Here is a 25,169-nt window from a genome sequence, read left to right as displayed (position 1 = left end):
CTTACACATACTATAATTTTGATAATACTTGGAGGAGATTATGAAGAAGGGCAAACTTAGTTTACAAGCCATTATTATTATATTTGTTTGCATTGTCGTCGTATTATCACTTGGAATAACTGATTTAATAATAAGCAATAGAATTACTTCCAGTGTGGAAGAAACAGAGAAAGAAAAGGCCCTCAATGTTGCAAAGATGGTAGCCCTTAGTCCGCAAGTGATTGAAGCCCTTGAAGGGAAAGGAAACGAGAAAAATGTCCAAGTTTTTAGTAATCAAATTAGAGAAAAGATCAATGTCAACTTCGTTGTTGTTATGAACATGAAAGGAATCCGTCAATCCCATCCGGACCCCGAATTGGTTGGAAAGCCCTTCATGGGAGGAGATGAAGGGCCAGTTCTTAAAGGAAAGGAGTATGTGTCCGTTTCAAAGGGGACTATTGGTCGATCTATGCGGGCATTTACTCCAATAAAAAATTCACAGGGAAAACAAGTGGGTGCGGTTGCTGTAGGAATTACTTTAGAGAACGTTACAAAGGCGGTACAGAAAGGACGACTGGCGGTCGTTATAGGGACGTTAATCGGAATCCTAACAGGTGTAATCGGTGCAGTGTGCCTAGCAAGATACATCAAAAAAATCCTTTTAGGACTCGAGCCGATCGCTATTGCTAAGCTGCTTGAAGAACGTAGTTCCATGCTTCAGTCTGTGCGTGAGGGAATCATAGCTATCGACCAAGAAGGGAATATCACACTTGTAAACAGGGCAGCCAGTAAGCTTTTTAAAAAAGCCGGACTTGGAGAGAATCCTATAGGGAAGAACATTGAAGATTATTTGCCAGAGACCCGGTTAAGTCGCATTATCAAATCGGGTGAGACAGAGCTCGACCAAGAACAGAACCTGCATGGGGTTACCATTCTAGTAAACAGGGTACCAGTGATTGTGCAAAATCAGCCGATGGGAGCAATCGCAACATTCCGTGATAAAACCGAAGTTCAAGTTTTGGCTGAACAGCTTACAGGTGTACGCAATTATGCGGAAGCTCTTCGTGCTCAGACTCATGAATTCATGAATAAACTTCATGTCATTCTTGGCCTGGTTCGTACTGAACAATACGATACACTTGCTAACTATGTAAGTGAAGTCGTTAACCACCGTGAAACGGAAGTGGGCTTTGTAACGAAAAAAGTCCAAGATCCGGTTCTTGCCGGGTTTCTGATTGGCAAGCTAAGCTTTGCAAGAGAATCAGGGGCCTTACTTTCATTTGATAGCGCAAATACACTTCCCAAGCCTGCCAACTCGGAAATTACACATGATTTAATAACGATAATTGGAAATCTCGTCGATAACGCAATGGAGGCAATTGCAGACAGTCCAAACAAAAAAGTCGACCTTATACTGGATTACGCAGAGGATATTTTAACAATAGAGGTTAAAGACACAGGAGTGGGAATGACGAATTCACTCCAAAACAAAATATTGAATAAAGGCTTTTCAACGAAAGGAAATCACCGTGGGTTCGGATTATACCTGTTGGCGCAGGCAATTGAAAGACTGGAGGGGGACCTGATTATTTCGTCCAAGCCTGGAAAGGGAACGAATTTTGGTGTATATATACCTTATAAAGCAGAGGATGTATGGAAATGATTAATGTAATGATTGTTGAAGATGACCCGATGGTAGCGAAAATCAATAAGCAGTACCTTTCTAAAATTGCCGGGTTCCGTTTAGTTGCAATAGCCAATTCAGTTGCTGAAGCCATCCAACTTTTAGGAAAGAATGATATTCAGCTCATTCTCCTGGATATTTTTATGCCGGGAAAACAGGGCCTGGAGCTGTTATCGTACCTTCGGAAAAATGATCTTGAAAGTGATGTTATCATTATTTCAGCGGCCTCAGATCTTGAACGAATTAAGAGGGCATTAAGGTATGGTGTTGTCGACTATTTAATTAAGCCTTTCGAGTTTGATCGGTTTAACGCTGCACTTGCTGCCTACCTTGAGCAAACTCGGTTAATTGATAAACAGGATTCGGTAAGTCAGCAGGAGCTCGATCACTTACTTTTGCACAGAGAAGAAGCCGTAATCGCAGAGGAACTCCCAAAGGGATTAACCAAGGATACCTTAAAGCAGATATGGGATGCGGTTCAAGAGTTGAAGCGGGGGCCTTTTTCCACTGATGAAGTAGCTAATGTTGTAGGAATTTCAAAGGTTTCAGCAAGAAAGTACCTTAACTTCCTAAAGGACTTAGGAATACTTGAAGTCAAAGTCATCTATGGAACAATCGGACGGCCTGTGTATCAGCATGAATATAATCAATATAAGGAACACCTAATAAAAAACTTTTTGTAAGCAGTTTTTGAAACTGCTTACTTTTTTTATTTACAAAAAGGATTATTAAACTTTCATAAACTATGAAAACGCTTTCTCTCCGAATATGATAGACATGTAACAAAACAAATGGAGATTAAAACATAGTACAAGATGCAAGAGAATTGGAATCGATTTCTTCAATTATTAGAATAATTGGTAAAATAACGGATTCCTTTCGAGATTATAAAAACTACTTTAGGAGGGGTAAAAATGCAAATTCCAATTAAGAAAACGCTTGATAAAATTCCAGGTGGTATGATGGTTGTTCCACTTTTTTTAGGAGTATTAACGAATACCTTTTTCCCGGAAATTTTAAAAATTGGAAGTTTTACAACGGCATTATTCAGTAAAGAAGCATCATCTACCATTTTGGCATGTTTTATGTTTTTAATTGGTTCACAAATTAATTTCAAATTAGCACCAAAGGCAATAAAAAAAGGTGCAATATTATTAACAGGAAAATTTATAATAGGTGCTGGTATAGGTTTAACTGTAGCAATGATTTTTGGGCCTGCCGGAGTACTAGGATTATCACCATTAGCCATCCTTGCAGCGTTATTAAATGCTAATGGTGGATTATATGCATCTCTTGCTTCATCGTATGGTGACGAAACTGATGTAGGCGCATATGCTGTATTTTCTTTAAAAGATGGTCCATTTTTCACATTAGTTGCATTAGGTGCATCCGGACTTGCCACAATTCCTTTTCAAACACTTGTAGGAGTATTAATTCCAATCGTAATAGGAATGATTTTAGGAAATATTGATCCTGATATGAGAAAGTTCCTTGGAAGCAGTAAATTATTATTAATCCCATTCTTCTCATTCCCATTAGGTGCAGGAATGGATCTTTCAACTATTATAAAAGCGGGAGGTCCTGGCATATTACTAGGATTAATAGCTGCATTCACTGGAATTGGAGCTTACTTACTTTTGAAGTTATTTAAAGAAAATCCTATCGTTGGTTTAGCAACAGGGTCAACTGCAGGAAATGCTGTAGCTACACCAGCTGTTGTTGCAGCAGCAGATCCAACCTTAGCTTCAATAGCACCAGGAGCTACTGCACAAGTTGCAGCAGCATGTGTAATATCTGCAGTAGTCTGTCCGATTATTGTTAGTTATGCATTTAAAATGTCCGAAAAGAAAAAAGCTAAAAAATCAATTGCAGGGGCAGCATGACAATAAAGTGAAAATCTACTGTTATCCTAGCCATCATGCTGCTGAAGCTTTTAAGCCAATTTGAAAATGAAACAAAGACAAAGCAGTCAGCGGTTTCACCGTCTACTTTGTTTAGTTGCAAAAAAGGGTCATTAAGTTAAAAAAACTAGTGGGATAAGGAAAAATTTATTAACATGGTTGCGGTATTGTCGGAATAGCTATTTTAAGATAGGAGGAAGGAAACGCCATGAATATACCTGAGAATGTTATTATTACTACAATAAAAGGAAAAGAAGTTCTCTCCAATCCTTTTTTGAATAAAGGAACAGCTTTTACGAAAGAGGAAAGGGAAGACCTTGGACTTGAAGGTCTGTTACCTCCACAAGTACTCACCCTTGATGAACAAGTTAATAGGATCTATGAACAATATTCGATGCAGACGACGAATCTGTTCAAAAACGGGTTGCTTTATGATTTATACAACCGCAATGTTGTTTTGTTTTACCGTCTTTTGAAAGAACACCTGGCAGAAATGCTCCCTATCATCTACACTCCTACTGTCGGTGATGCAATCCAGTCATACTCCCATAGCTACCGTCGCCCAGGTGGCTTATATCTTTCCATTGATGATCCTGAGGGCATTGAAAAGGCATTATATAATCTAGGAAAGCCCAAAAATGGTATTGATTTAATCGTCGTTACCGACTCTGAAAGCATTCTTGGTATTGGGGACCAAGGGATAGGCGGTATTAATATTGCGATTGGTAAACTTGCCGTGTACACGGCTGCAGCTGGGATTGATCCGAGTCGTGTTCTGCCAGTCGTGTTGGATGTTGGCACGAACAATCAAACTTTGATTGCAGACCCTATGTATATCGGCAACAAATTCGCACGTGTCCGCGGTGAGCGTTATGATCAATTCATTGATTTATTCATTCAGACTGCAAGAAAGTTCTTTCCAGAGGTTCTCATTCACTGGGAGGACCTTGGCAACGTCAATGCGCGAAAAATCTTGGACAAATGCGGTGACAAAATCCTTACCTTCAACGATGACATCCAGGGAACAGGTGCTGTTACTCTTGCTGCTATTATGTCTGCTTTGAAAGTAACGGGAGAATCCCTGAAGGACCAGCGCATTGTTGTCTTTGGACCAGGGGCTGCCGGCATTGGTAACGCAGACCAAATGGCAGATGCCATGGTTCTAGAAGGGTTGACTAGAGAAGAGGCCTATGATCGTTTCTGGGCTGTTGACTATCGGGGTCTACTAATAGATGAAACACCAGATGTTCTGAACTTCCAGAAGCCTTATACAAGACAGGTGGATGAAGTTAAGGACTGGGATAAGAATGAGGAAGGGATCATTTCATTAATGGAAGTAGTTCGAAGGGTGAAGCCAACCATCCTGATTGGTACTTCCGGACAAGCCGGTGCCTTCACTGAGGATATTATAAAAGAGATGGCCAAGTACGTTGAACGTCCAATCATCATGCCAATGTCCAACCCGACTGCGCTGGCTGAAGCAGTGCCAGAAAACCTAATCAAATGGACAGATGGCAAGGCGTTAATTGCGACTGGCAGCCCCTTTGCCGATGTAAAATACAAAGGTGTTACCTATGAAATCGGGCAGTCAAACAACGCATTTGTATTCCCGGGGCTTGGACTTGGAGCAATTGTTGCAAAAGCTGAAATCATCTCAAAAGGAATGTTCGCAGCAGCAGCAAATGCAGTTGCCAAAATGTCAGATACCAGCACATCAGGCGCATCCCTGCTGCCATCCATTGAAAAGCTTCATGAAGTCTCAAAATACGTAGCCATTGAAGTAGCCCATGCTGCAATACACGAAGGAATTGCAAGAATAGATATTCAAGATGTTGAAAATGCTATTGAAGATGCTATGTGGAAACCTGAGTATAAAGAAATTAAGAGTGTAGGTATTTGGACAAAGATTAATTCCTATGCATATTAAATAGTTAAATAAAATGCCTGTACTCCTGGTAATTGATCGAACTTTCGGTATTCCAGGCAGTGACAGGCATTTTTGTAATAAACTAGATTAAATGGGGCCAATCTTTTTTGGGAAATCTTTCATATATACGGTTTATTGTTTTGATCTAAACCTGTGAGTGTTTTTTTGTTGGGATATTTATTTTGTCACCGAAATAAGTATTTTAATTAAAATCTCATTTAGATCTATCACGCTGAACCGTATCATAAGTAAATGGGTTTTTATGGCAGTTGAATATAAGTATACAACTGTTTTCCACTCTGTACAGGAGAAATACGGAGCATAAATAATAAAAATAAAGAAGCAGAAAATCACTTAGGATTTTCTGCTTCTTTGTTTTTATACTGCTATTTGCTAGTACACGACAACCGGTTCATAAGTGCTGAGATTATCATACACAGTTTTCGCAACACTAGGAGAGAGGTTAACACATCCGCCCGAACCTCCCGTTAAATAGGCATTATTTGCCCAGTTTGTCCGCCAGCCCGCATCGTGGAACCCTTGTCCGCTGTTAGTAAACGGAGCCCAGTAATTTACATTAACGGAATAATCGGCTTTACCTACTGCGCTGCCTTTGAGTGTGTACGGTGATCGTTTATAAAGGACGTACCATACTCCCGGTGATGTATCTTCACTCGTGCTATGTTTACCAGTTACTACATTCGTTGAAACTGCCAAATTTCCATCTTTGTAAATCCAAATTTGCTGTTCTGCAATTGACACTTCAGCATACGTGTCTCCAATGCCATTATTTGCAGTTGTTTCATAACCGATGCCTTCATTATTCCAGCCGTTTCCATAAATATTAGAAGCAGAAAGCGATTTTTCCCCTTTTTCGAAGGCTTCTTGGATTCGTTTTGCTTCTTTTTCAACATTTATTGCCCAGCCGTAGCCTTGTCCTTTTACTGATATGACCGAACCAGAATGGGTTTTAAATGCGAAGTCTTTATTTAATGTTGATTTAGAATTATTAATTTCAGCAATCTTGTTCTTAATGTCACTTTCATCGATTGTAACCTTCATATCCTTTGACATAGAGGCATTTTTAATTAGATCTTTAGCTTTTAAAGAATAAACTTCATTTTGTACCTTATAATCAATGGTTTGTTGAAGAAGATCCTGTAGCGCTTGTTCTTCTTTTTTGACAATCGAATCGTTTTCTTTAATAGGCTGTATGTATACAGGATTCAGATGGATTTCACTTTTATACTTCTGCTTGTCATAATCCTTCAATAGACTAGCGACATCATACTGTTTTCCGTCCATGCTTTTTGAAATCACAACTTTGCCCTGTTCGAGCTTCGCCATAGCATCTTGAGGCGCTTTTAAATCTTTATTCATAGATAGGAGCTTTTCTTCTACAAGTTTTTTCATTGTCTCACTTCGATAGTGATCAGCTTTTTCCGGTAGCAGCGAATAATTTTTTTCCTTTGAGGAAGGGAAAAATGTCCATTGGCTTTTTAATAGTTTCTTAACTTTAGGCAAATCCTCATTCGTAAGTTCCGTTTGCGTATCTTTTTCATCTAAAATTTGTTGTTGGCCGACATAGACTTTGTTTTCTAATCCAGATGTTTTTAATTTCTGCATTGCTTGATCAGCAGTCAGACCGCCGACTTTTGTGTCATTAATCGTAACCTGTGAATTGAAACGAGTTGCCTGATAATAACTCATTCCCCCAATGAGAAGTGCAATGATACCGACGCCACCCGCTGTGATAAGCTTCCAATTTGTAGAACGCTTGCGTGAGTTTACCCGTTTTTTATCAATTTCTTCAACTGATTCATTTATTGTGTTGTTGTTCATAAACCATTCCTCCGTATACATCAACGTCAATCGACTTTAAACTAGTGTGTTTACATACTAAACCATTGATTAGTTTACCTTATTATTCTTAAATTTTCATTATTTTTTTACCAGATTTTACAGTGTTGAATTGCCCAAAGTTGGATTTTGGTCAATAGAATGAACACGTTAATAGCCTAAAGTAAACTTTTCAGCCTCGTTAAACGTAACCGAGCGCTAGGAAGAATGGGGAGCACATAACAGTCCTACATACAACAGACTTATTTTGTAACACATAGAGAATGATACATAAAATTGTATAACCCTAAAAGCTCCTTAAATGATAGCCAAATCCTTTCGATTCACAATGAATAGCCCCTTCCATACCCCTTGTAAGCCCATTACAAGCCCCTTACAAGTAATAAATCATTACAAAAACAAAAAACAAAACAAAAAAAAAAACTACTACAAGAATCACCCCCGAAAGAAACAAAACCGTAGTAGTAATTTTTTATAAAATTAAATTACCCAATTTCTTCACTTGTCTTTATATCTATTAAGGAAACGGCAATTTCATATTTGCCGCAAAAGATGGGAGGAATCAATATGGCAGTATACCGGAATGTACAGGTGAATTTTTGGCAGGATGATTTTGTATTGGACTTAACGCCGGAGGAACGATACTTTTACATATACTTGCTGACATGCTCTAAAACGACGCAATGCGGCATTTATCCGTTGCCGAAGCGTTTGGCAGAGATGGAAACAGGGTATAACCGGGAGACTGTTGAGAAGTTGCTGCAGCGGTTTATTGACTATGGAAAAATATTATATGATGCAGAAACGAAGGAGCTATACATTCAGAACTGGGTGCGCTATAACCCTATTACGAATACGAACGTTGAGAAATGCGTATTGCGTGAGTTAAAGACTGTGAAAAGTAAAAAGTTTATACATATGTTTCTTCAAAAATGTTTGGAGGAAGGGCTGAATATTCCGCTATTACTAGAGCATTTTGGCATACCGGATGAAGAGCCTGTGGTTATTCCTCAAGAGATTTTTGAAAGTGATGAAACGGATGGGGAAGTAGAAGAAGTGGAGCCGGGAAGCAGTGTATTCCTGTTTTATGAACAAAACTTTGGTAGTTTGTCGCCTTATACTGCGGATGAATTAAGTGAATGGATTGCAGATTTGTCAGATGAACTTGTATTGAAAGCACTCCAGATTGCCTATGAAAATAACAAGCGGACGCTTGCTTATGTGAAGGGCATTTTACGGGACTGGTATGAAAAAGGATATACGAGGCTTAGTGAAGTAGAGAAAGCGGCAGTGAGGTTTCGGAAGAAGGAACCGTCTGTTGCCTATGAGACTGAGGAGTTTCTAAAGGAGTGCGAAGAGTGGGAGAAACATGTACCGTCTGAAGAAGAGCTACAGAATTTTTTGCAGGAACATGGGTGGCGTCCATGAACTAGATTGTACACTATTGATTTAATATGTGTAGTTTATGCGCATAATACATTGGCAGAAGTATATAAATCCATTTTAATTTTTCGACATCTAAATCCCTGCTATGCAGAATAAAAAGTAACCTACACTCGTTTGCTCTTTCTGTTCTTACTTTGCATGTGGCAGAAAAAGGCCTTGATCGCTTCTATGCATGGCCAGATGCTCTCTCCCACCAAAAAGAGGGGGTTTATGTCGGCTTTTTAATTGATGTATATATAGACACGAAATGAGCTCTCTTGTGTTACTATGAAAAGAAGATTACGAAAAACATCATAGAATGCTTAAAATTTTTGTTTTATGTAACGGAAAAAGAAAGGCGGTGAGTCTGTTAATAAAAACATGAATAGGCAAATGTCTATGTTTTTAATAGCAGAAAACAATGAACAACTACAAATTAACAATTCAATATGACGGCGGCCGCTATAAAGGCTGGCAACGTCTTGGAAATAATGATAATACGATTCAAGGAAAAATCGAAAGTGTATTATCAGAAATGGTCGGAAAAGAAATCGAAATTATCGGTTGCAGCAGAACAGATGCTGGTGTCCACGCCCTTAATCAAATAGCTAATTTTAAGATTGATGAAAATTTACCAGAACTTAAAGTTAAAAAGTATTTAAATCAATACTTACCAAACGATATTAGTATTACGGATGTGGAGTTAGTTTCTGAACGTTTCCATGCTCGTTACAATTCGAAAGCGAAGACGTATTTATATAAGATTTGGAATGAGGAACATACGAATCCATTCATGCGTAAATACAGCATGCACGTTGGTAAAAAGTTAAATGTTGAAAATATGAAGAAAGCAGCGCAATATTTAATTGGTTCACATGATTTTACTGCTTTTTCAAACGCGAAATCTAAGAAGAAGTCTATGGTTCGTGAAGTATATATGCTCGATATCGTGGAAAGTGAAGGTTTCATCCAAATTAGAGTGAGCGGAAACGGATTCCTTCATAATATGGTGAGAAAAATCGTTGGAGCATTAGTAGAAGTGGGGTTAGGTCAGTTAGATGCTGATACGATTCCTCAAATTTTAGAAGCGAAACAACGAAATCAAATTAATTGTCTTGCGGATGCGAGCGGATTACATTTGGAGAAGGTTGATTTTTAAAGATTTATAATAAAAAAATAAGGGGTATTCTGTAATATGAAAGGTACCTGTCGTGGAATCGTACAAGCTTTAATGTTTGTACGATTTTTTTAGTAGGAACTATTTCAAAATCTAGGTAAGCTAAGCTTCCGAAATAGTTCCGTATGTTTTCTAAGAAGTCCTCTACGTTTTTTTTCTCATTTCAACCAACTTCTCTTTTGCTAACTCCACTGCGATAGCATCATCTAAATAGCCAATTGGAAATATATAATCTGGGATAATATCTGTTGATAAAACGAAATACAATAAGGCACTCCCAATGATAGCGCGTTCTTGAAGGGGAGTAGATTCTTTGCAAAATTGATGATACATATCTGTTAATTGCTCAATGAAAGGTCCTGTGCTGTCAATTTGCTCTAGCTTTGTTGAGAAACTTTCATGAATACGTTTTTGTCCTTCTGTTGTTTGAGCATACCGCTCATAACTTTCAAGTTCCTGTTTTACACGAGTTGTTGTGTAGTCGTAATCGAATAGGTTAGATGATTGTAATGTATGTTGAATTGCGTCGAGTGATGTGTACATATCTGTTTTTTCTCTTTTTGTGTGAGGAGAATCAGAGTACATCGCATCATATAACAATTGCGGTGGAACTTGCAGAAATTCTGCAAACTTTTGAAGGTGTTTTTGCTTTGCTTGTTGCTTACCATTTATAATCCGTGAAATTGTTGAAGGATCAATGTTTGTCAGTGTTCCCAATTGACGCATAGATAAGGCACGCTCTTTTAACAATTTTTTTATTAACGTACCAAGCTGGTCATTTGGATTTTGAGTGGGCATGGTTTAGGCACTCCTTCTCTTTTAAAAGTGTTGAAAAAATGTTGAGCGTTTATTACAAGTATATGAAGTTGACAGGCACAGTTGCTCAACATTTTCATAAGATGCATGGAAAAGCCAAAAGAAGGAGAGAATGTTGATGAGTACAGCAGGCTTATTTTCCATTTTTCTAATTGGGATTGCTTCTAATTTAGATAATGCAGGTGTAGGTATTGCGTATGGAATTCGTAAAATTCAAATTTCTTGGGTTAATAGTTTTATTATTGCCCTTTTTGGTTTTCTTTTTACTTTATTAGCTGGTTTTTTTGGCAATTGGATATCATTGTTTATTTCAGATTTTATGGCAAATTTAATTGGGGCAATTGTACTTGGCATCATTGGGGGATTTATTTTATGTCAGCCACTACTTAGCAAGGAAGAAGCACCAGAGAAAAATGCCAATATGTTTATAAGAATATTACGTAATCCAGAAAATGCTGATTTTGATGGTTCTAAAACAATCAGTTTTTCTGAAGCACTTATACTAGGGGTTGCATTATCAATTAATAATATTGCAGGGGGATTTGATGCAGGGATAACTAATTTAAACCTTTGGTGGACTGCAATTGTCTCAGGTGTATTTAGTTTTATTTGTGTTAGTGGTTTTTCCTATATAGGGAAAAGATTTTTAGCGGAATACTTAGGGGAATGGGCAACAATTATTGCTGGTATTTTACTGATTCTTATTGGAATCGACCAGTTGATGTAATGAGAGTGTTGAACAACAATATTCGGGTATTTCCTTGGAAATACAACAAAGTATTGCATATATCGACGAGCTTTTATTCATACTAACATTGATTTCTTTTATGGAAAGGGGGATGAATATGGGACGTGGTAAAGCATTTGATCATAAGAAAAAGGGTCATGATCATCAGCCACCTAAAGGAGCATATGTTCATAAAGATGTAAATGAGCATACACTAGAAGAGGAAGAATTACCTGTTAATATTGAAACGTATAAAAATAGCTTAAAGAAACATTAAAGCACCTATCCAGGTGCTTTTTTAACGTATATCTTCAATTAAATGCTGTGATTCTTCATACATACCATATTCACCTAAAACTTGAATGCATCGCCATTTTAATTCCTCAATACTTTGTTCAAGCTCTTCCGGGAGTACATGGAGAATATCCTCAAGGCCCATTCCGAAATGAATGAGTTCTAATACTTGATCCTCAATATTCCGGTCCATTAATAATTCTAACACCTCTAAATTAAATATGTATCGATGTGCCTCATCGAGCGAAACAACTTTTAGCTTCAAGCCTTCTACAATACTCAGTATAAAAAGAAGGATTGTTTTTTCAAGAACAGGCTGCTTTGCCATTTGGAATATTAGTTTCATCTTTAACACCTCCACCGTATAGCGCTAGGTTGTACTATATTATTCGAGAGGAGCGTAAATATGCATAATAAAAAAGTTATCCTGTTAAAATAGAGCAGGATAACTTTCTGTTTAAAAAATACTCCAGCCTTCTTGAGCGGATAGTAGTTCTAATATTTTAAAACCAGCAATACTATTTCCGTTTGCATCTAGAGCGGGTCCGAAAATTCCGATTCCCATTTCTCCTTTTACGCACCCGAAAATCCCACCAGCTACACCACTTTTTGCAGGGATTCCAACACGAATCGCAAATTCTCCAGACTCGTTGTACATGCCGCAAGTTACCATGAATGTTTTACAAATTTTCGTAATGTGTTTCGGGATAATTTGCTTTTTCTTATATGGATCATAGCCATCCATTGCAAAAATTAAACCGATGCGTGCCAAATCAATGCAGTTTACTTCGATTGCACATTGACGTGTGTATAAATCCATTAGTTCCTCAACATCACTATCGATGATGCCATTTTGTTTCATATAGTAGCAAAGCGAACGATTTAAATAAGCTGTTTCTAATTCAGAAATCGCAACCTTTGAAGAATAGTTAATGGAAGGGTTATCTGTTATTTCACGTACAAATTGAAGAATCCGTTCCATTTTCTCTTCATTACTATTCCCTGTAAGCATGCTTGTAATAGCTAACGCACCAGCGTTAATCATTGGATTAAGAGGTTTAGAAGGACTAGTAGTTTCTAACTTAATAATTGAATTAAATGGATCACCAGTTGGTTCCATTCCAACTTTAGAGAATACATAGTCTTCGCCACGATCTAAAAGGGCAAGAGCAAGTGTAATTACTTTTGAAATACTTTGAAGAGTAAAAAGGGTTTGTGAGTTACCAGCATGGACATATTCTGTCTCTTTATGATAAATAGCAATTCCTAAATCATCTGGATTTGCATTTCCTAGTTCGGGGATATAAGTAGCAAGTTTCCCCTTTTTTGTATACGGTTTCACTTGTTCTAACAACTGTTGTAAGTTGTTTGTTTCAACACACTGCATAGTACCAACGCTCCTATTTCTAATTAACTAAGTTTACTGTTCCCATGTACATCCGGAAATAAATAATAACATGAAAAAGTGGAATGATAAAATGAAACTTCTATATGTTACGTTCCCTTTTTTTCAATATATTCGCTATTGGTAAGGAGAATTTTCCTTTTGTATAACAGTTTGGAAATAGAGAAGATATCCATGAAAAGTCCAAAAATAAAAACTACACATCTATACAACTATATGTTATTATGAATTTGGAATAGAAAGCGTTTTCTAAAATATATTTATAATGGTAACGATTTCATAAATTGAATAGGGGGAATTACAATGTTGCAGTTTTTACAACGTATTGGTAAAGCGTTAATGCTTCCAATCGCAGTGCTACCAGCAGCAGGACTATTGCTTCGTTTAGGACAGCCAGACGTGTTTGATATTCCTGTTATGGCACAGGCCGGTGCAGCAATTTTTGATAACTTAGCACTTATTTTTGCAATTGGTGTTGCAATCGGTTTATCTGTTGATGGTAGTGGTGCCGCAGGTCTTGCAGGTGCGATTGGTTATCTAGTTATGAAGAATACAACGAATACTTTAAGTGTTGGTTATTCAACAGCAGAATTAAATGATAAATTAAAAAGTGTTCAAGACCTATTAGGTTCAGTTGATCCAAGTAAGTTAGCAGATACAATGACAAAAGTTTCAAAAGCAGCGGCTTTAACACCGAAGATAAATATGGCTATACTTGGCGGTATTATTGCTGGGGTTGTTGCCGGATTATTATATAACAAATTCCATAAAATTAAATTGCCAGAATGGTTAGGATTCTTTGCAGGAAAACGTTTTGTACCAATTATTACTTCTGTTGTCATGCTTCTTTTAGGATTAGTATTCGGTCAAATTTGGCCAACAATTCAAAGTGGTATCGATGCAGTAGCACACGGTATTGTAAACTTAGGTGCAATTGGTGCTGGTATATTTGGTTTATTAAACCGTCTATTAATTCCAATTGGTTTACACCATGTAATGAACACATATTTCTGGTTTGTACTAGGTGACTTTACAAATGCAGCAGGCGATATTGTTCATGGTGATATTGCTCGTTTCTTTGCGCAAGACCCAACAGCGGGTATGTTTATGACTGGTTTCTTCCCAATCATGATGTTCGGTTTACCAGCAGCATGTTTCGCAATGATTGCAGCTGCTAAACCTGAAAAACGTAAAATGGTTACAGGGATGTTAGCAGGTCTTGCATTAACATCATTCTTAACTGGTATTACAGAACCAATTGAATTCTCATTCATGTTCTTATCTCCAGTATTATATGGTATTCACGCTGTATTAACAGGTATTTCATTATTTGTAACAACAACACTTGGCATTCATGATGGTTTCTCATTTAGTGCAGGTGCAATTGATTACTTCTTAAACTTAGGTATTGCAACAAAACCGTTATTATTAGCGGGAATTGGCTTCATTTATGCAGCAATTTACTTTGTAGTATTCTACTTCTTAATTAAGAAATTTAACTTAAAAACTCCAGGTCGTGAAGATGATGAAGAAATAGAAGAAGAAGGTGAAGCACCAGTTGCAGGTTCTATTGGTGAAGCATACGTAGCAGCATTAGGCGGAAAAGACAACTTAACAGTTATTGATAACTGTGCAACTCGTCTACGTCTACAAGTAAAAGATGCGAACTTAGTAAATGAACCAGCTTTAAAACGTGCCGGTGCAAAAGGTGTTATGAAATTAAGTAACACAAGTGTACAGGTTATCGTAGGTACAAACGTTGAATCAGTTGCTGATGATATGAAAAAACACGTATAAATAATTAGATAAGAGGATATCCAAAAAAGATTGATAAAACTTAATCTTTTAGGGGATATCCTCTTTTTTTAATAAACTTTTTACAGGGGATCTCACTTTCGAAAATTTTCTTTTTCTTTTTTGTACATATTGGTTGGTAATAGGTTCATCGCATGATACAGTAAGTAGGGTATAAAACAAAATTTCCATTAGTTAGGAAAAGATTGTGGAGTGTATCTTTCATATTTTGATTAAATTATTGATAAATAAGGGGAAAAAAGTAACTATGGAACAAGAAAAGGATAATACTAGTAACAAAGCTCGTAGACCAATTGTATACATAAAAAGAACGGCTATTCTCATTCTGTTGTTTTCGCTTGTGTATTTCGGATATACAAAGATTATGTCACATAATAAAAAAGAGAATACGTTAAAAGCAGCAAAAGAAGCAAAAGAAACAAAAGAAACAAAAGAAGTGAAAAAGAAAGAAGAGGTTAAGAAACCAGAGCAACAAGTAGAACAGCACCAGAAACAAGCGCAACAAACGAAAGTAGCAGAACAACCTGCTGAAGGTCCACCACAAGAAATTAACGAAAATGCTGAGTTAGATCAGTATTTGCAAAGTAAAGATTTTAGTGGAACCGCGGTTGTTGTGAAAAATGGTAAAGTACTTTTGAATAAAGGGTATGGATTGGCAAATCAGGAGAAAAAAACACCAAATAATTCAGAAACAACATTTTATATTGGCTCCATTTCAAAGGCGTTTGTAGCAACTGCGATTATGCAGTTAAAAGATCAAAATAAACTTCAAACAGAGGATACAGTAGCGAAATATATTCCAGATTTTCCGCAAGGTGATGGAATTAAGTTAGTGCATCTACTAACTCATACATCAGGAATTCCGGAATATGAAGCTGGGGCGGACGATATTTCTCATGAGGAATTGTTAAAGAGAATTGGACAACAAAAACGTTTAGCGAATCCAGGGGAGAAATGGAAGTATTCAGATTCTAACTATTCCATACTTGCGTATATTGTTGAGAAAGTGAGCGGACAACCATTAGAAGAATATATTAAACAGCACATTTTTGATGCCATTGGTATGAAACATTCAGGTTTTGGAAGGGCATTAGAGCAAACAAAATATCCTTCTACTGGTTATAAAATCGTAAATAATAATATGACAACGCCCGCTATTCCAAGTATGTCGCAACTCTATGGGTGTGGGGATATATATACGAGCGCAAATGATTTATATTTATTTAACGAGGCTCTATTTTCTGGAAAACTCATTTCAAAAGAGAGCTATGATCAAATGTTTACAGCCTTCAAGAAAGATTATGGATTTGGTTGGTATGTGAATCCAGGAAGTTATTCTAATCATGGTGTAATGCCTGGTTGGAATTGCTTGAATGGATTTAGTAAAAATGGAAGTGTATATGTTGTTTTACTATCTAACATTCAAAACAATATTAAATCATTTGGTAAGGTTAATAATGACATTTATACAATGCTACAGCATATTGAAGTGTGAGAGACTATCTTTTGAGATGGTCTTTTTTTTAGGGGTAATTTGAGGGATAGTGTATCTATATATACATCAATTAAAAAACCGACATAAAACCCCTCTTTTTAGGTGGGAGAGAGCATCTGACCGTGCATAGAAGCGGTTAGGGCCTTTTTCTGCCACATGCGAAGTAAAAACAGAAAGAGTAAACGAGTGGAGGTTACTTTTTATTCTGCATAGCAGGGAGTTAGATGTCGAAAAATTAAAATGGATGTATATAATGAAAAAAATGGAAAAGGGGGCCGTTATGAGCATTCAGAAACATCATGCACGTAATGCGAGACGAATATTATTTGTAGCTATTATTGTATGGGTTATTATTGCGATTGGATTTGTAGTGGAGTATTGGAAAGGAACACTTTTTAGTTTGGAAAAGGATAATCTAAAACTAATCAGTGTTGTGTTACCGGCATGTATGTTACTGATTTATAGTTTGATAGAAAGAAGCAGAGCGAAAGGGATAGAAAGGATAACTCAAGATAAAGGGATATCCCTATTGTTGGAGCAGCGAAGATTTGTTGTTCGCAAGGAAGCAGGTATATTCAAGACGATTACATATTTTGGATTAGACGGAAATACAATAGGGACGATCAAAGAAAGGTATGATTCCCAGATTCAAAAGATATGGAAATGTATTCTGTCGTTCCTCGTCAATGGAATATATGAGCAACAGTTTTATTTATGTAATGAATTTGAAGAAGAGTTGCTAGTAGTTAAGAAGAAAAGAGGCGTAAGGAATTCATATTCATTTTATAACGTAACAGGAGAAAAGATTGGCGAATTGAATCAATTGTTAAGTTTTACGAAATGGCAATGGTGTTTTTTATCAGCAAATGGGGAGGAAATTGAAAGAATCACAGGAGATTTATCGGCGACATTGCAGAAGGGAAATTGGAGAGATGGAACTTATATTGATGTGAAAGAGGATGGGATTCCATTAGAAGCGGTTCAATATTTCTCTGCAAGTGGGGGATCACTTGTTACAGTATCTGTAGCGGAACAAGCAGAATTACAACCAAAGGTATATTATGCTGTAGCTGCAATTATAGCTTTTAAAAATTAAAAAACATGTCAAATGCTATTTTGTGTTATCTGTATGGTTTTGTATAAATAGGAAGAGCAGAAGTGTACCAAACAGGTACACTTCTGTCTATTCTGTTACCAAAATAATGTAACAGAATAGGAGGTAAGGGTATTACAGTTTACAATGGGTATGACTCTTATACTACAGAATAGGATTCGTTTATAAGGATACCAAAAAAATACAATTAAGGAAAGAGTGAATTTAAAAGAGTTTTAAGTGTAGTTAACACTATGTCTATATTGGTTTGCTCAATATTTCACAAATGTGTCACAACTATTTCGTCCACTTTTCAAAAAAAGTAGTATTCTAAATGTGTAAGCTGTTATATAAAAAATCTTAGTCCTGTACTAATCAAAAATGGAGGAGATTAGGATGACTGAAGTATTAGAAAATGTAAAAAATGCATGGGAAAACTTTAAAGGTGAAAAGTGGAAAGCAGAGATTGATGTCCGCAACTTCATTTTAAATAATGTAAACGTATACGAAGGTAATGAATCCTTCTTAGCGGGAGCAACAGAAGCGACGAAACAACTTTGGGATCAAGTAATGGATTTAACAACACAAGAACGTAACAATGGCGGAGTCCTTGACATGGATACGAAAATTGTTTCTTCTATTACATCACATGACCCAGGATATTTAAATAAAGATATTGAAAAAGTAGTCGGTGTCCAAACTGACAAGCCATTTAAGCGTTCATTACAACCATACGGTGGTATTCGTATGGCAGAGCAAGCTTGTGAATCTTACGGATATGAAATGGACAAAGAATTAAGCCGTATTTTCAGAGACTGGCGTAAAACGCATAACCAAGGTGTATTCGATGCTTATACTCCAGAAATGAGAGCAGCTCGTAAATCAGGCGTTATTACAGGTCTTCCAGATGCATACGGACGTGGTCGTATTATTGGTGACTATCGCCGCGTAGCATTATACGGTATAGATCGTTTAATCGAAGCGAAAAAAGAAGATTTGAATTTAACTGGCGGTGTAATGAGCGAAGATACAATGCGTTTACGCGAAGAATTATCTGAGCAAATTCGTGCCCTTCAAGAATTAAAACAAATGGCAGCTTCTCACGGTTTTGATATTTCTAAGCCAGCAACAAATGCACAAGAAGCATTCCAATGGTTATATTTTGCTTATCTTGCAGCAATTAAAGAACAAAACGGTGCAGCAATGAGTCTTGGCCGTACGTCTACTTTCTTAGATATCTTTATTGAAAGAGATTTAGTAAACGGTACATTAACAGAAGAAGAAGCACAAGAAATTGTTGATCACTTCATTATGAAATTACGTCTTGTGAAATTTGCAAGAACACCTGATTATAATGAATTATTCTCTGGTGATCCAACTTGGGTAACAGAATCTATCGGTGGTATTGCACTTGATGGCCGTCCGTTAGTAACGAAAAACTCATTCCGTTTCTTGCACACATTAGATAACTTAGGACCAGCTCCAGAACCAAACTTAACAGTTCTTTGGTCTAAACAATTACCACAGGGCTTTAAAAACTACTGTGCGAAAATGTCTATTAAAACATCTGCAATTCAATATGAAAATGATGACATTATGCGCCCAGAGTATGGTGATGATTACGGTATTGCTTGTTGTGTATCTGCAATGAGAATTGGTAAGCAAATGCAGTTCTTCGGAGCTCGTGCAAACTTAGCTAAGACACTATTATATGCAATTAATGGCGGTAAAGATGAAAAATCAAAAGAACAAATTGCACCTGAATATGCACCAATTACTGCTGAAGTATTAGATTATGAAGAAGTAATGCGTAAATTCGATGTGACAATGGAATGGCTAGCAGGTTTATATTTAAATACACTAAATGTCATCCATTATATGCACGATAAATATAGCTATGAACGCATTGAAATGGCACTTCATGATACAGAGGTTCTTCGTACAATGGCAACAGGTATTGCTGGATTATCTGTAGTAGCTGACTCTTTAAGTGCAATTAAATATGCGAAAGTAAAACCAATCCGTGATGAAAATGGTATCGCAGTTGACTTTGAAATTGAAGGGGATTTCCCTAAATACGGTAACAATGATGATCGTGTAGATGAAATTGCAGTCAATCTTGTAAAAACATTTATGAACAAACTTCGTAAACATAAAACATACCGTAATTCTGTTCATACAATGTCAATCTTAACAATTACATCTAACGTTGTATACGGTAAGAAAACTGGTAATACTCCAGATGGTCGTCGTACTGGAGAACCATTTGCACCAGGTGCAAACCCAATGCACGGTCGTGATACAAAAGGTGCACTAGCATCATTATTATCTGTTGCGAAATTACCATATGAAGATGCACAAGATGGTATTTCTAATACATTCTCAATTATTCCAAAAGCACTTGGTAAAGAAGATGATGTACAAGTTCGCAACTTAGTATCTATGCTTGATGGATATGCAGTAAAAGAAGGACATCACTTAAATATTAACGTATTTAACCGTGAAACATTAATGGATGCAATGGAACATCCTGAAAAATATCCACAATTAACAATTCGTGTATCTGGTTACGCTGTTAACTTTATTAAATTAACTCGTGAGCAACAAATTGATGTAATTAACCGTACAATGCATGAAAGCATGTAAGTAAAAAAGTTTCCCCCTGTTGTTAATAAGAAGCAGGGGGAAGCTGTTTCAATAAAGGAGGAAGTAACATGGTAAAAGGAAGAATTCATTCTGTAGAGTCTTGTGGTACTGTTGATGGCCCAGGAATTCGTTATGTCATATTTACACAGGGGTGTTTATTACGTTGTCAATATTGTCATAATGCTGATACATGGGAGATTGGTAAAGGAAAAGAAATAACAGTTGAAGAAGTGATGCAGGATGTTACATGTTACCTTCCCTTTATTGAGGCTTCAGGAGGCGGCATTACAGTGAGTGGTGGAGAGCCGTTACTACAGTTAGACTTTTTGACCGAGTTATTTAAAAAGTGTAAAGAAGCGGGAATTCATACGACAATCGATTCTTCCGGAGGATGTTATTCTGAGGAACCAGAATTTCAAAAGAAATTAGATATTTTAATGGACTACACAGATCTAGTTTTATTAGATTTAAAACATATTGACTCCAAAAAGCATCGTAAATTAACTGGTAAACCAAACGAACATATTTTACAATTCGCTCGTTATTTATCGGATAAAAAGAAACCTATATGGGTAAGACACGTATTAGTTCCTGGTGTTACCGACAATGAAGAGGATTTACAGCGACTATCTAGCTTTATTCAAAGTCTATCTAATGTAAAGAAAGTAGAAGTCTTACCATATCATAAACTTGGTGTATATAAGTGGGAAGCACTTGGACATAAGTATCCACTTGAGGGAGTAGAGCCTCCGACAGAAAAAAATGTTCAAAATGCAAAGCGTATTTTACAAGCAGTCTAATCCAACTATTGGATTAGACTTTTTGTTTTACTTTAATAAAACCTAGAGTATATGCAAAGAAAAGAGTATACTAAAAGTAGAATATCCATATTTTTGTAAAGAAATAAGCGAATAAATTTGCATAATTGTAAAGGGAAATTTAAATAGTAAAAAGAATTAAGAAGTATTAGGATGAGTATTATGGAATATAGAATACTGGTAAGTTATTGCGAAAGCTCTTATAGGAAAGTATAATGTAAAGATATGAGCACAGATAGGATTAAGGGGTCAATCTTATATGCTTTGCATATCCACGACAGGTACATAGCTAACATGAAAGTGTTGGAATCCAAATATGTAATTTTTTTAAGGAAAATGTTTTTCCTATTGTCGTATATGCAATATGGAGAAGCGAAAAAGCTAGGAGTGGATTTGTTTGATAAAAAACCCCAAGGTTTTAATATTAACTGCACATTACGGGAACGGTCATGCGCAAGTAGCAAAAACATTAGAACAAACATTTCGTCAAAAAGGAATCGAAGATGTGATCGTGTGTGATCTATTTGGAGAGTCGCATCCGGTTATAACGGATATTACAAAATATTTATATTTAAAAAGTTATACAATAGGTAAAGAGTTATATCGTTTGTTTTATTACGGTGTAGAAAAAATTTATGATAAGAAGATCGCATCGTGGTACGCAAACTTTGGAAGAAAACGTTTAAAAGCACTCTTACATGCGGAAAAACCAGATATTGTTATTAATACATTTCCGATTATTGCCGTACCAGAATTGAAAAAACAAACGGGTTTTTCAATTCCTGTGTATAATGTGCTAACAGATTTCTGTTTGCATAAAATATGGATTCATCGTGAAGTAGATCGTTATTTTGTCGCAACAGATCATGTGAAAAAAGTAATGGTTGAAATCGGTGTGCCTTCAGAACAAATTGTAGAAACAGGGATTCCAATTCGTAGCAATTTCGAGTTAACTATGAATCCAGAAATTATATATAATAAATATCAGTTATCTCGAGAGAAAAAGATTTTACTTATTGTAGCAGGGGCGCACGGTGTATTAGGAAATGTAAAGGAATTATGCCAATCATTTATGTCAGTTCCTAACCTGCAAGTAGCTGTTGTCTGCGGAAAAAATGATACTTTAAAACAGGAATTGTTAGGACTACAGAAGCAGAATCCTGAGGCGCTAAAAGTATTTGGTTATGTAGAAAATATTGATGAGTTATTCCGTGTTACTTCTTGTATGATTACCAAGCCAGGAGGCATCACATTAAGTGAAGCAGCAGCTTTACAAGTACCTGTCATTTTATACAAACCTGTACCAGGACAAGAAAATGAAAATGCACTGTATTTTGAAAAAAAAGGAGCTGCGATTGTAATTCGTGAAGATGCTGAAATTTTTGTGAAAACGGAAGCTCTATTACAGGATGACATGAAACTTTTACAAATGAAAGAAGCAATGAAAAGTATTTATCGTCCAGAACCAGCCTGTCACATTGTGGATATCATTTTAGAAGAAAATCATGTACAACCTAGTCATATACCAATTAAATCAACAGTTCTTGCCCAATCTTTTACGTAAGATGAAACCCTCTTTTCTGCTTTGAAGGAGGGTTTTTTGTTATTTCATTAAGGTTTCACTTTATATTGATAATAAATTTTCTATCTTTTCAGTAGGAGAGAGTAGGTGATAATAGTTGAAAATCCCGCATTTTATCCACAAGAGAATCCGCTTTCAATAGAGGTTAAAATCAGAATATTAACAATGATATCCACACAATCCACATTTTTTAGAAAAAATATCCACAAACAAAACACTCTATATGTGATTAAATACATGATTATCCTCAATAATGGTTGAATTTATACACAATTCCATTAATTCTGTGGATAAAGTTTTCCACAGAAAAAGATCCCTCCTTGAGAAGAGATCTTTTCATATCATTATACGCCTTTTGGACGATAACCAGCTGCACGGTCTGCTTTTTTAAATTCTCTTTGATAGAGAACTTCTTGTGTACCAGATAATGTATTTCTCAATTTTTCACGTTTCTTTTTATCCATTACCATTCACCTCGCATCATAAAGTCACTATCTATCGTTTCCAATGGTAGTAGGTGATATACATAATAAACTAGTATTACTGCTCGTAAAAGTCCGATTGGTGAGGACTGCTTAAAGTTTCACTTTAAGCTTCTTTTAAATGATGCGTATCTTGGAATGTATTGTCGCGCATTGTAGCAAGTGTATATTGGTCTTTCGAAATTTCATATAAATTATATACTTCTTCGTGTGCATTAATTTGATCGTAAACAGCCTTTCTTGTTTCGTTGGCTATGTTTACATATTGAAGCTTTTCGGCTGCTTTAATAGAACGAATATTGACTTTACGAATGCGCATAAAGATTGTTTCAATGTCTAATTCATAGAAAAGTTCGCTGAAAAAAGCATCCTTTGCTAATTTATTATATCCTTGACCATGATAAGGTTTACCAAGCCATGTACCAAGAAATCCAGCTTTTTCTTGCACATCAAATAAAGTAATCGTACCGATAGGGTTTCCCCATTCATCTAAAATTGTACGTGAAATCAATTCACCGCGCTCTTCAGCTTCAATTGTTTGCTTTGTTAAAAATAAAAATTCTTCATATGAATAAGCCTTTTGACGCACAAAAGGGAAGACAGCAGGATCCACCATTAAATCGTATAGAACGTGGCTGTCGTGTAAGTCGCGTTTCTTTAACATACTAACTCCTCCTCACACGAGGGTAGCATGACGAAAAAACACCCCACCCTCGAAATTTTTATATCAATCTTTAAAAAATTTCGGGGTGGGAATCGAACCCACTAGAACCAGTCTATAACGCTGGTGGCGCACCATTTGCCTTCCCCATTCATCAATTTGAAATGAATAATCACGACACAAATTGATTATGGTTTCATTCAGTTTATAATCGTATAATACTTTATCTAATCAAAAAAATAAACTAGTTTTTTATTTTTTTTTGTAAATTATTTTTCCGTTAATCATAGTGAGTACAGGTTTGGCTAAATAATGGAATGGATGGTGAGTCCATAGAACAAGATCGGCGTCTTTTCCAACTTCAATGCTCCCAATTCTATTTTCTAAACGCAAGTTGCGAGCAGGGAAAATGGTAATTCCTTCTAAAGCAATTTTCTCGTCTAATCCTTCTCGAACAGCGAGGGCTGCACAGACATTTAAATATTGAATTGGCGTATAGGGATGGTCTGTTGTGATGGAAACTTCTATTCCTTTTTTTGATAGGATATGGTAAGTGTCCCAAGACTTATTTTTTAGTTCGATTTTTGAGCGGCGTGTGAGGGTCGGACCAACAGAGATTTTTAAATTGTGCTTACTTAGTTCATTAACAATGAAGTGTCCTTCTGTACAATGTTCAATACGTAAATCAAGATTGAATTCTTGTGCAAAGCGAAGAGCGGAACTAATATCATCTGTACGATGCGCATGGATACGTACAGGGATTTCACGGCGTAATGCTTTTAAAATGGGAAGCATTCGAAAGTCTGCATCGTTTCCATAGTGTTGTGCTTCATAGAAAGATTCACGAAGTAAGCCCATAATACCCATGCGAGTAATGGATTCCTTTGTGCCATTACTATGAATGCGTTTTGGATTTTCTCCAAAGGCAATTTTCAAACCAGCGGGTTCTTGAATGATCATATGATCGATACAAGTTCCGGCTGTTTTTATCACGCATGTCGTACCGCCAATAATATTTTGACTTCCAGGCATAACGTGAACGGTTGTAATGCCACTTTGGACTGCATCTTGAAAAGCTATATCAAAGGGGTGTATGCCGTCTAAAGAGCGGATATGTGGTGTTAATACTTCAGATGTTTCATTGGCATCATTTCCAGCCCAACCGGTCCCTTCATCGTATAGACCAAGATGAGTATGAACATCGATAAATCCAGGTAAAAGATGAAGAGCTCTCGCATCAATAATGGTCATATCTTGAGTTGACTCAATATGTGGTTTTACCTCAGTGATTTTGTCTCCTGTAACTAATACATCCCCTTGAAACTTTGGAGATGTAATAGGGTATACGGTTGCTTGTTTGAGCAGTATTTTCATAGGTACCT

The 25,169-nt window shown here is 36.5% G+C and carries 21 protein-coding genes; 14 read left to right on the top strand and 7 right to left on the bottom strand.

What is annotated here, in order from left to right:
- Positions 1 to 40: 40 nt before the first annotated feature.
- From dcuS to ACIQ7L_RS14795, 4 genes are all read left to right on the top strand, one after another.
- Positions 41 to 1,642 carry a DcuS/MalK family sensor histidine kinase gene (gene dcuS / locus ACIQ7L_RS14810; protein WP_400570218.1) on the top strand — a complete coding sequence of 534 codons (1,602 nt, stop codon included), beginning with the start codon at positions 41 to 43 and terminating at the stop codon, positions 1,640 to 1,642.
- Positions 1,639 to 2,346, top strand: a complete 708-nt coding sequence (locus ACIQ7L_RS14805) for a response regulator (protein ID WP_400570216.1) — start codon at positions 1,639 to 1,641, stop codon at positions 2,344 to 2,346. The genes dcuS and ACIQ7L_RS14805 overlap by 4 nt, the downstream gene beginning before the upstream one ends.
- A gap of 231 nt (positions 2,347 to 2,577) precedes the next feature.
- Complete coding sequence (locus ACIQ7L_RS14800) at positions 2,578 to 3,546, top strand: 2-keto-3-deoxygluconate permease (protein ID WP_400570214.1); 969 nt, start codon at positions 2,578 to 2,580, stop codon at positions 3,544 to 3,546.
- A gap of 226 nt (positions 3,547 to 3,772) precedes the next feature.
- Positions 3,773 to 5,491, top strand: coding sequence for an NAD-dependent malic enzyme (locus ACIQ7L_RS14795; RefSeq protein WP_400570212.1), 1,719 nt, complete (start codon positions 3,773 to 3,775; stop codon positions 5,489 to 5,491).
- A 393-nt stretch (positions 5,492 to 5,884) separates the two neighbouring features.
- On the opposite strand, the gene ACIQ7L_RS14790 is transcribed toward ACIQ7L_RS14795, so the two are convergent.
- Positions 5,885 to 7,333 carry a L,D-transpeptidase family protein gene (locus ACIQ7L_RS14790; protein WP_400570210.1) on the bottom strand — a complete coding sequence of 483 codons (1,449 nt, stop codon included), beginning with the start codon at positions 7,331 to 7,333 and terminating at the stop codon, positions 5,885 to 5,887.
- 585 nt (positions 7,334 to 7,918) lie between these two features.
- On the opposite strand from ACIQ7L_RS14790, the gene ACIQ7L_RS14785 reads away from it, so the two are divergent.
- A complete protein-coding gene (locus tag ACIQ7L_RS14785; RefSeq protein WP_400570208.1) occupies positions 7,919 to 8,779 on the top strand; it encodes a DnaD domain-containing protein in 861 nt (286 codons plus the stop codon).
- A 418-nt stretch (positions 8,780 to 9,197) separates the two neighbouring features.
- A complete protein-coding gene (gene truA, locus ACIQ7L_RS14780) occupies positions 9,198 to 9,935 on the top strand; it encodes a tRNA pseudouridine(38-40) synthase TruA (protein WP_400570206.1) in 738 nt (245 codons plus the stop codon).
- A 162-nt stretch (positions 9,936 to 10,097) separates the two neighbouring features.
- On the opposite strand, the gene ACIQ7L_RS14775 is transcribed toward truA, so the two are convergent.
- A complete protein-coding gene (locus ACIQ7L_RS14775) occupies positions 10,098 to 10,751 on the bottom strand; it encodes a helix-turn-helix domain-containing protein (protein WP_400570204.1) in 654 nt (217 codons plus the stop codon).
- Between the two features lie 136 nt (positions 10,752 to 10,887).
- Here ACIQ7L_RS14775 and ytaF point away from each other — a divergent pair, with 136 nt between their 5' ends.
- Together ytaF and ACIQ7L_RS14765 are read left to right on the top strand one after the other, a co-directional pair.
- Positions 10,888 to 11,496, top strand: a complete 609-nt coding sequence (gene ytaF / locus ACIQ7L_RS14770) for a sporulation membrane protein YtaF (protein WP_400570201.1) — start codon at positions 10,888 to 10,890, stop codon at positions 11,494 to 11,496.
- Between the two features lie 118 nt (positions 11,497 to 11,614).
- Positions 11,615 to 11,773 carry a hypothetical protein gene (locus ACIQ7L_RS14765; protein ID WP_097898751.1) on the top strand — a complete coding sequence of 53 codons (159 nt, stop codon included), beginning with the start codon at positions 11,615 to 11,617 and terminating at the stop codon, positions 11,771 to 11,773.
- A gap of 21 nt (positions 11,774 to 11,794) precedes the next feature.
- Here ACIQ7L_RS14765 and ACIQ7L_RS14760 read toward each other — a convergent pair whose 3' ends face one another.
- Positions 11,795 to 12,136, bottom strand: a complete 342-nt coding sequence (locus ACIQ7L_RS14760; RefSeq protein ID WP_400570199.1) for a DUF3969 family protein — start codon at positions 12,134 to 12,136, stop codon at positions 11,795 to 11,797.
- Between the two features lie 111 nt (positions 12,137 to 12,247).
- Entirely contained in the window at positions 12,248 to 13,177 is a 930-nt protein-coding gene (glsA, locus tag ACIQ7L_RS14755; RefSeq protein ID WP_400570197.1) for a glutaminase A, read from the bottom strand.
- 321 nt (positions 13,178 to 13,498) lie between these two features.
- Between glsA and nagE the strand changes: the two genes are divergently transcribed.
- From nagE to ACIQ7L_RS14725, 6 genes are all read left to right on the top strand, one after another.
- On the top strand, positions 13,499 to 14,992 hold the full coding sequence (nagE, locus tag ACIQ7L_RS14750; protein WP_400570195.1) for an N-acetylglucosamine-specific PTS transporter subunit IIBC: 1,494 nt from the start codon (positions 13,499 to 13,501) through the stop codon (positions 14,990 to 14,992).
- Positions 14,993 to 15,257: 265 nt separating this feature from the next.
- Positions 15,258 to 16,505 carry a serine hydrolase domain-containing protein gene (locus ACIQ7L_RS14745; protein WP_400570193.1) on the top strand — a complete coding sequence of 416 codons (1,248 nt, stop codon included), beginning with the start codon at positions 15,258 to 15,260 and terminating at the stop codon, positions 16,503 to 16,505.
- A 280-nt stretch (positions 16,506 to 16,785) separates the two neighbouring features.
- Entirely contained in the window at positions 16,786 to 17,601 is an 816-nt protein-coding gene (locus ACIQ7L_RS14740; protein WP_400570191.1) for a sugar ABC transporter ATP-binding protein, read from the top strand.
- 393 nt (positions 17,602 to 17,994) lie between these two features.
- The gene (gene pflB / locus ACIQ7L_RS14735) at positions 17,995 to 20,244 is read left to right on the top strand and encodes a formate C-acetyltransferase (protein ID WP_400570189.1); all 2,250 of its coding nucleotides are present in this window, start codon (positions 17,995 to 17,997) and stop codon (positions 20,242 to 20,244) included.
- A gap of 68 nt (positions 20,245 to 20,312) precedes the next feature.
- The gene (gene pflA, locus ACIQ7L_RS14730; RefSeq protein ID WP_400570188.1) at positions 20,313 to 21,044 is read left to right on the top strand and encodes a pyruvate formate-lyase-activating protein; all 732 of its coding nucleotides are present in this window, start codon (positions 20,313 to 20,315) and stop codon (positions 21,042 to 21,044) included.
- 415 nt (positions 21,045 to 21,459) lie between these two features.
- On the top strand, positions 21,460 to 22,626 hold the full coding sequence (locus ACIQ7L_RS14725; protein WP_400570186.1) for a diglucosyl diacylglycerol synthase: 1,167 nt from the start codon (positions 21,460 to 21,462) through the stop codon (positions 22,624 to 22,626).
- Positions 22,627 to 22,988: 362 nt separating this feature from the next.
- Here the strand turns inward: ACIQ7L_RS14725 and ACIQ7L_RS14720 are convergent, their stop codons facing one another.
- From ACIQ7L_RS14720 to ACIQ7L_RS14710, 3 genes are all read right to left on the bottom strand, one after another.
- Positions 22,989 to 23,108 carry a YfhE family protein gene (locus ACIQ7L_RS14720; protein WP_097898759.1) on the bottom strand — a complete coding sequence of 40 codons (120 nt, stop codon included), beginning with the start codon at positions 23,106 to 23,108 and terminating at the stop codon, positions 22,989 to 22,991.
- 124 nt (positions 23,109 to 23,232) lie between these two features.
- Positions 23,233 to 23,790 carry a GNAT family N-acetyltransferase gene (locus ACIQ7L_RS14715; RefSeq protein WP_400570184.1) on the bottom strand — a complete coding sequence of 186 codons (558 nt, stop codon included), beginning with the start codon at positions 23,788 to 23,790 and terminating at the stop codon, positions 23,233 to 23,235.
- A gap of 249 nt (positions 23,791 to 24,039) precedes the next feature.
- Positions 24,040 to 25,161 carry an amidohydrolase gene (locus ACIQ7L_RS14710; RefSeq protein ID WP_400570182.1) on the bottom strand — a complete coding sequence of 374 codons (1,122 nt, stop codon included), beginning with the start codon at positions 25,159 to 25,161 and terminating at the stop codon, positions 24,040 to 24,042.
- Positions 25,162 to 25,169 lie beyond the last annotated feature (8 nt).

The sequence above is a fragment of the Bacillus sp. NPDC094106 genome (assembly GCF_044764345.1).
Lineage (GTDB): Bacteria > Bacillota > Bacilli > Bacillales > Bacillaceae_G > Bacillus_A.
The sequence above is the reverse complement of the archived record's forward strand: the minus strand, read 5'-3'. Positions and strand labels throughout refer to the sequence as shown.

Coding starts and splice junctions, on each gene's coding strand:
- dcuS (WP_400570218.1), top strand. CDS start 41: ATGAAGAAGGGCAAACTTAGTTTACAAGCCATTATTATTATATTTGTT.
- truA (WP_400570206.1), top strand. CDS start 9,198: ATGAACAACTACAAATTAACAATTCAATATGACGGCGGCCGCTATAAA.
- ACIQ7L_RS14765 (WP_097898751.1), top strand. CDS start 11,615: ATGGGACGTGGTAAAGCATTTGATCATAAGAAAAAGGGTCATGATCAT.
- ACIQ7L_RS14710 (WP_400570182.1), bottom strand. CDS start 25,161: ATGAAAATACTGCTCAAACAAGCAACCGTATACCCTATTACATCTCCA.
- ACIQ7L_RS14800 (WP_400570214.1), top strand. CDS start 2,578: ATGCAAATTCCAATTAAGAAAACGCTTGATAAAATTCCAGGTGGTATG.
- ACIQ7L_RS14805 (WP_400570216.1), top strand. CDS start 1,639: ATGATTAATGTAATGATTGTTGAAGATGACCCGATGGTAGCGAAAATC.
- pflA (WP_400570188.1), top strand. CDS start 20,313: ATGGTAAAAGGAAGAATTCATTCTGTAGAGTCTTGTGGTACTGTTGAT.
- ACIQ7L_RS14740 (WP_400570191.1), top strand. CDS start 16,786: ATGAGCATTCAGAAACATCATGCACGTAATGCGAGACGAATATTATTT.
- ACIQ7L_RS14745 (WP_400570193.1), top strand. CDS start 15,258: ATGGAACAAGAAAAGGATAATACTAGTAACAAAGCTCGTAGACCAATT.
- glsA (WP_400570197.1), bottom strand. CDS start 13,177: ATGCAGTGTGTTGAAACAAACAACTTACAACAGTTGTTAGAACAAGTG.
- nagE (WP_400570195.1), top strand. CDS start 13,499: ATGTTGCAGTTTTTACAACGTATTGGTAAAGCGTTAATGCTTCCAATC.
- ACIQ7L_RS14760 (WP_400570199.1), bottom strand. CDS start 12,136: ATGAAACTAATATTCCAAATGGCAAAGCAGCCTGTTCTTGAAAAAACA.
- ytaF (WP_400570201.1), top strand. CDS start 10,888: ATGAGTACAGCAGGCTTATTTTCCATTTTTCTAATTGGGATTGCTTCT.
- ACIQ7L_RS14775 (WP_400570204.1), bottom strand. CDS start 10,751: ATGCCCACTCAAAATCCAAATGACCAGCTTGGTACGTTAATAAAAAAA.
- pflB (WP_400570189.1), top strand. CDS start 17,995: ATGACTGAAGTATTAGAAAATGTAAAAAATGCATGGGAAAACTTTAAA.
- ACIQ7L_RS14790 (WP_400570210.1), bottom strand. CDS start 7,333: ATGAACAACAACACAATAAATGAATCAGTTGAAGAAATTGATAAAAAA.
- ACIQ7L_RS14785 (WP_400570208.1), top strand. CDS start 7,919: ATGGCAGTATACCGGAATGTACAGGTGAATTTTTGGCAGGATGATTTT.
- ACIQ7L_RS14720 (WP_097898759.1), bottom strand. CDS start 23,108: ATGGATAAAAAGAAACGTGAAAAATTGAGAAATACATTATCTGGTACA.
- ACIQ7L_RS14715 (WP_400570184.1), bottom strand. CDS start 23,790: ATGTTAAAGAAACGCGACTTACACGACAGCCACGTTCTATACGATTTA.
- ACIQ7L_RS14795 (WP_400570212.1), top strand. CDS start 3,773: ATGAATATACCTGAGAATGTTATTATTACTACAATAAAAGGAAAAGAA.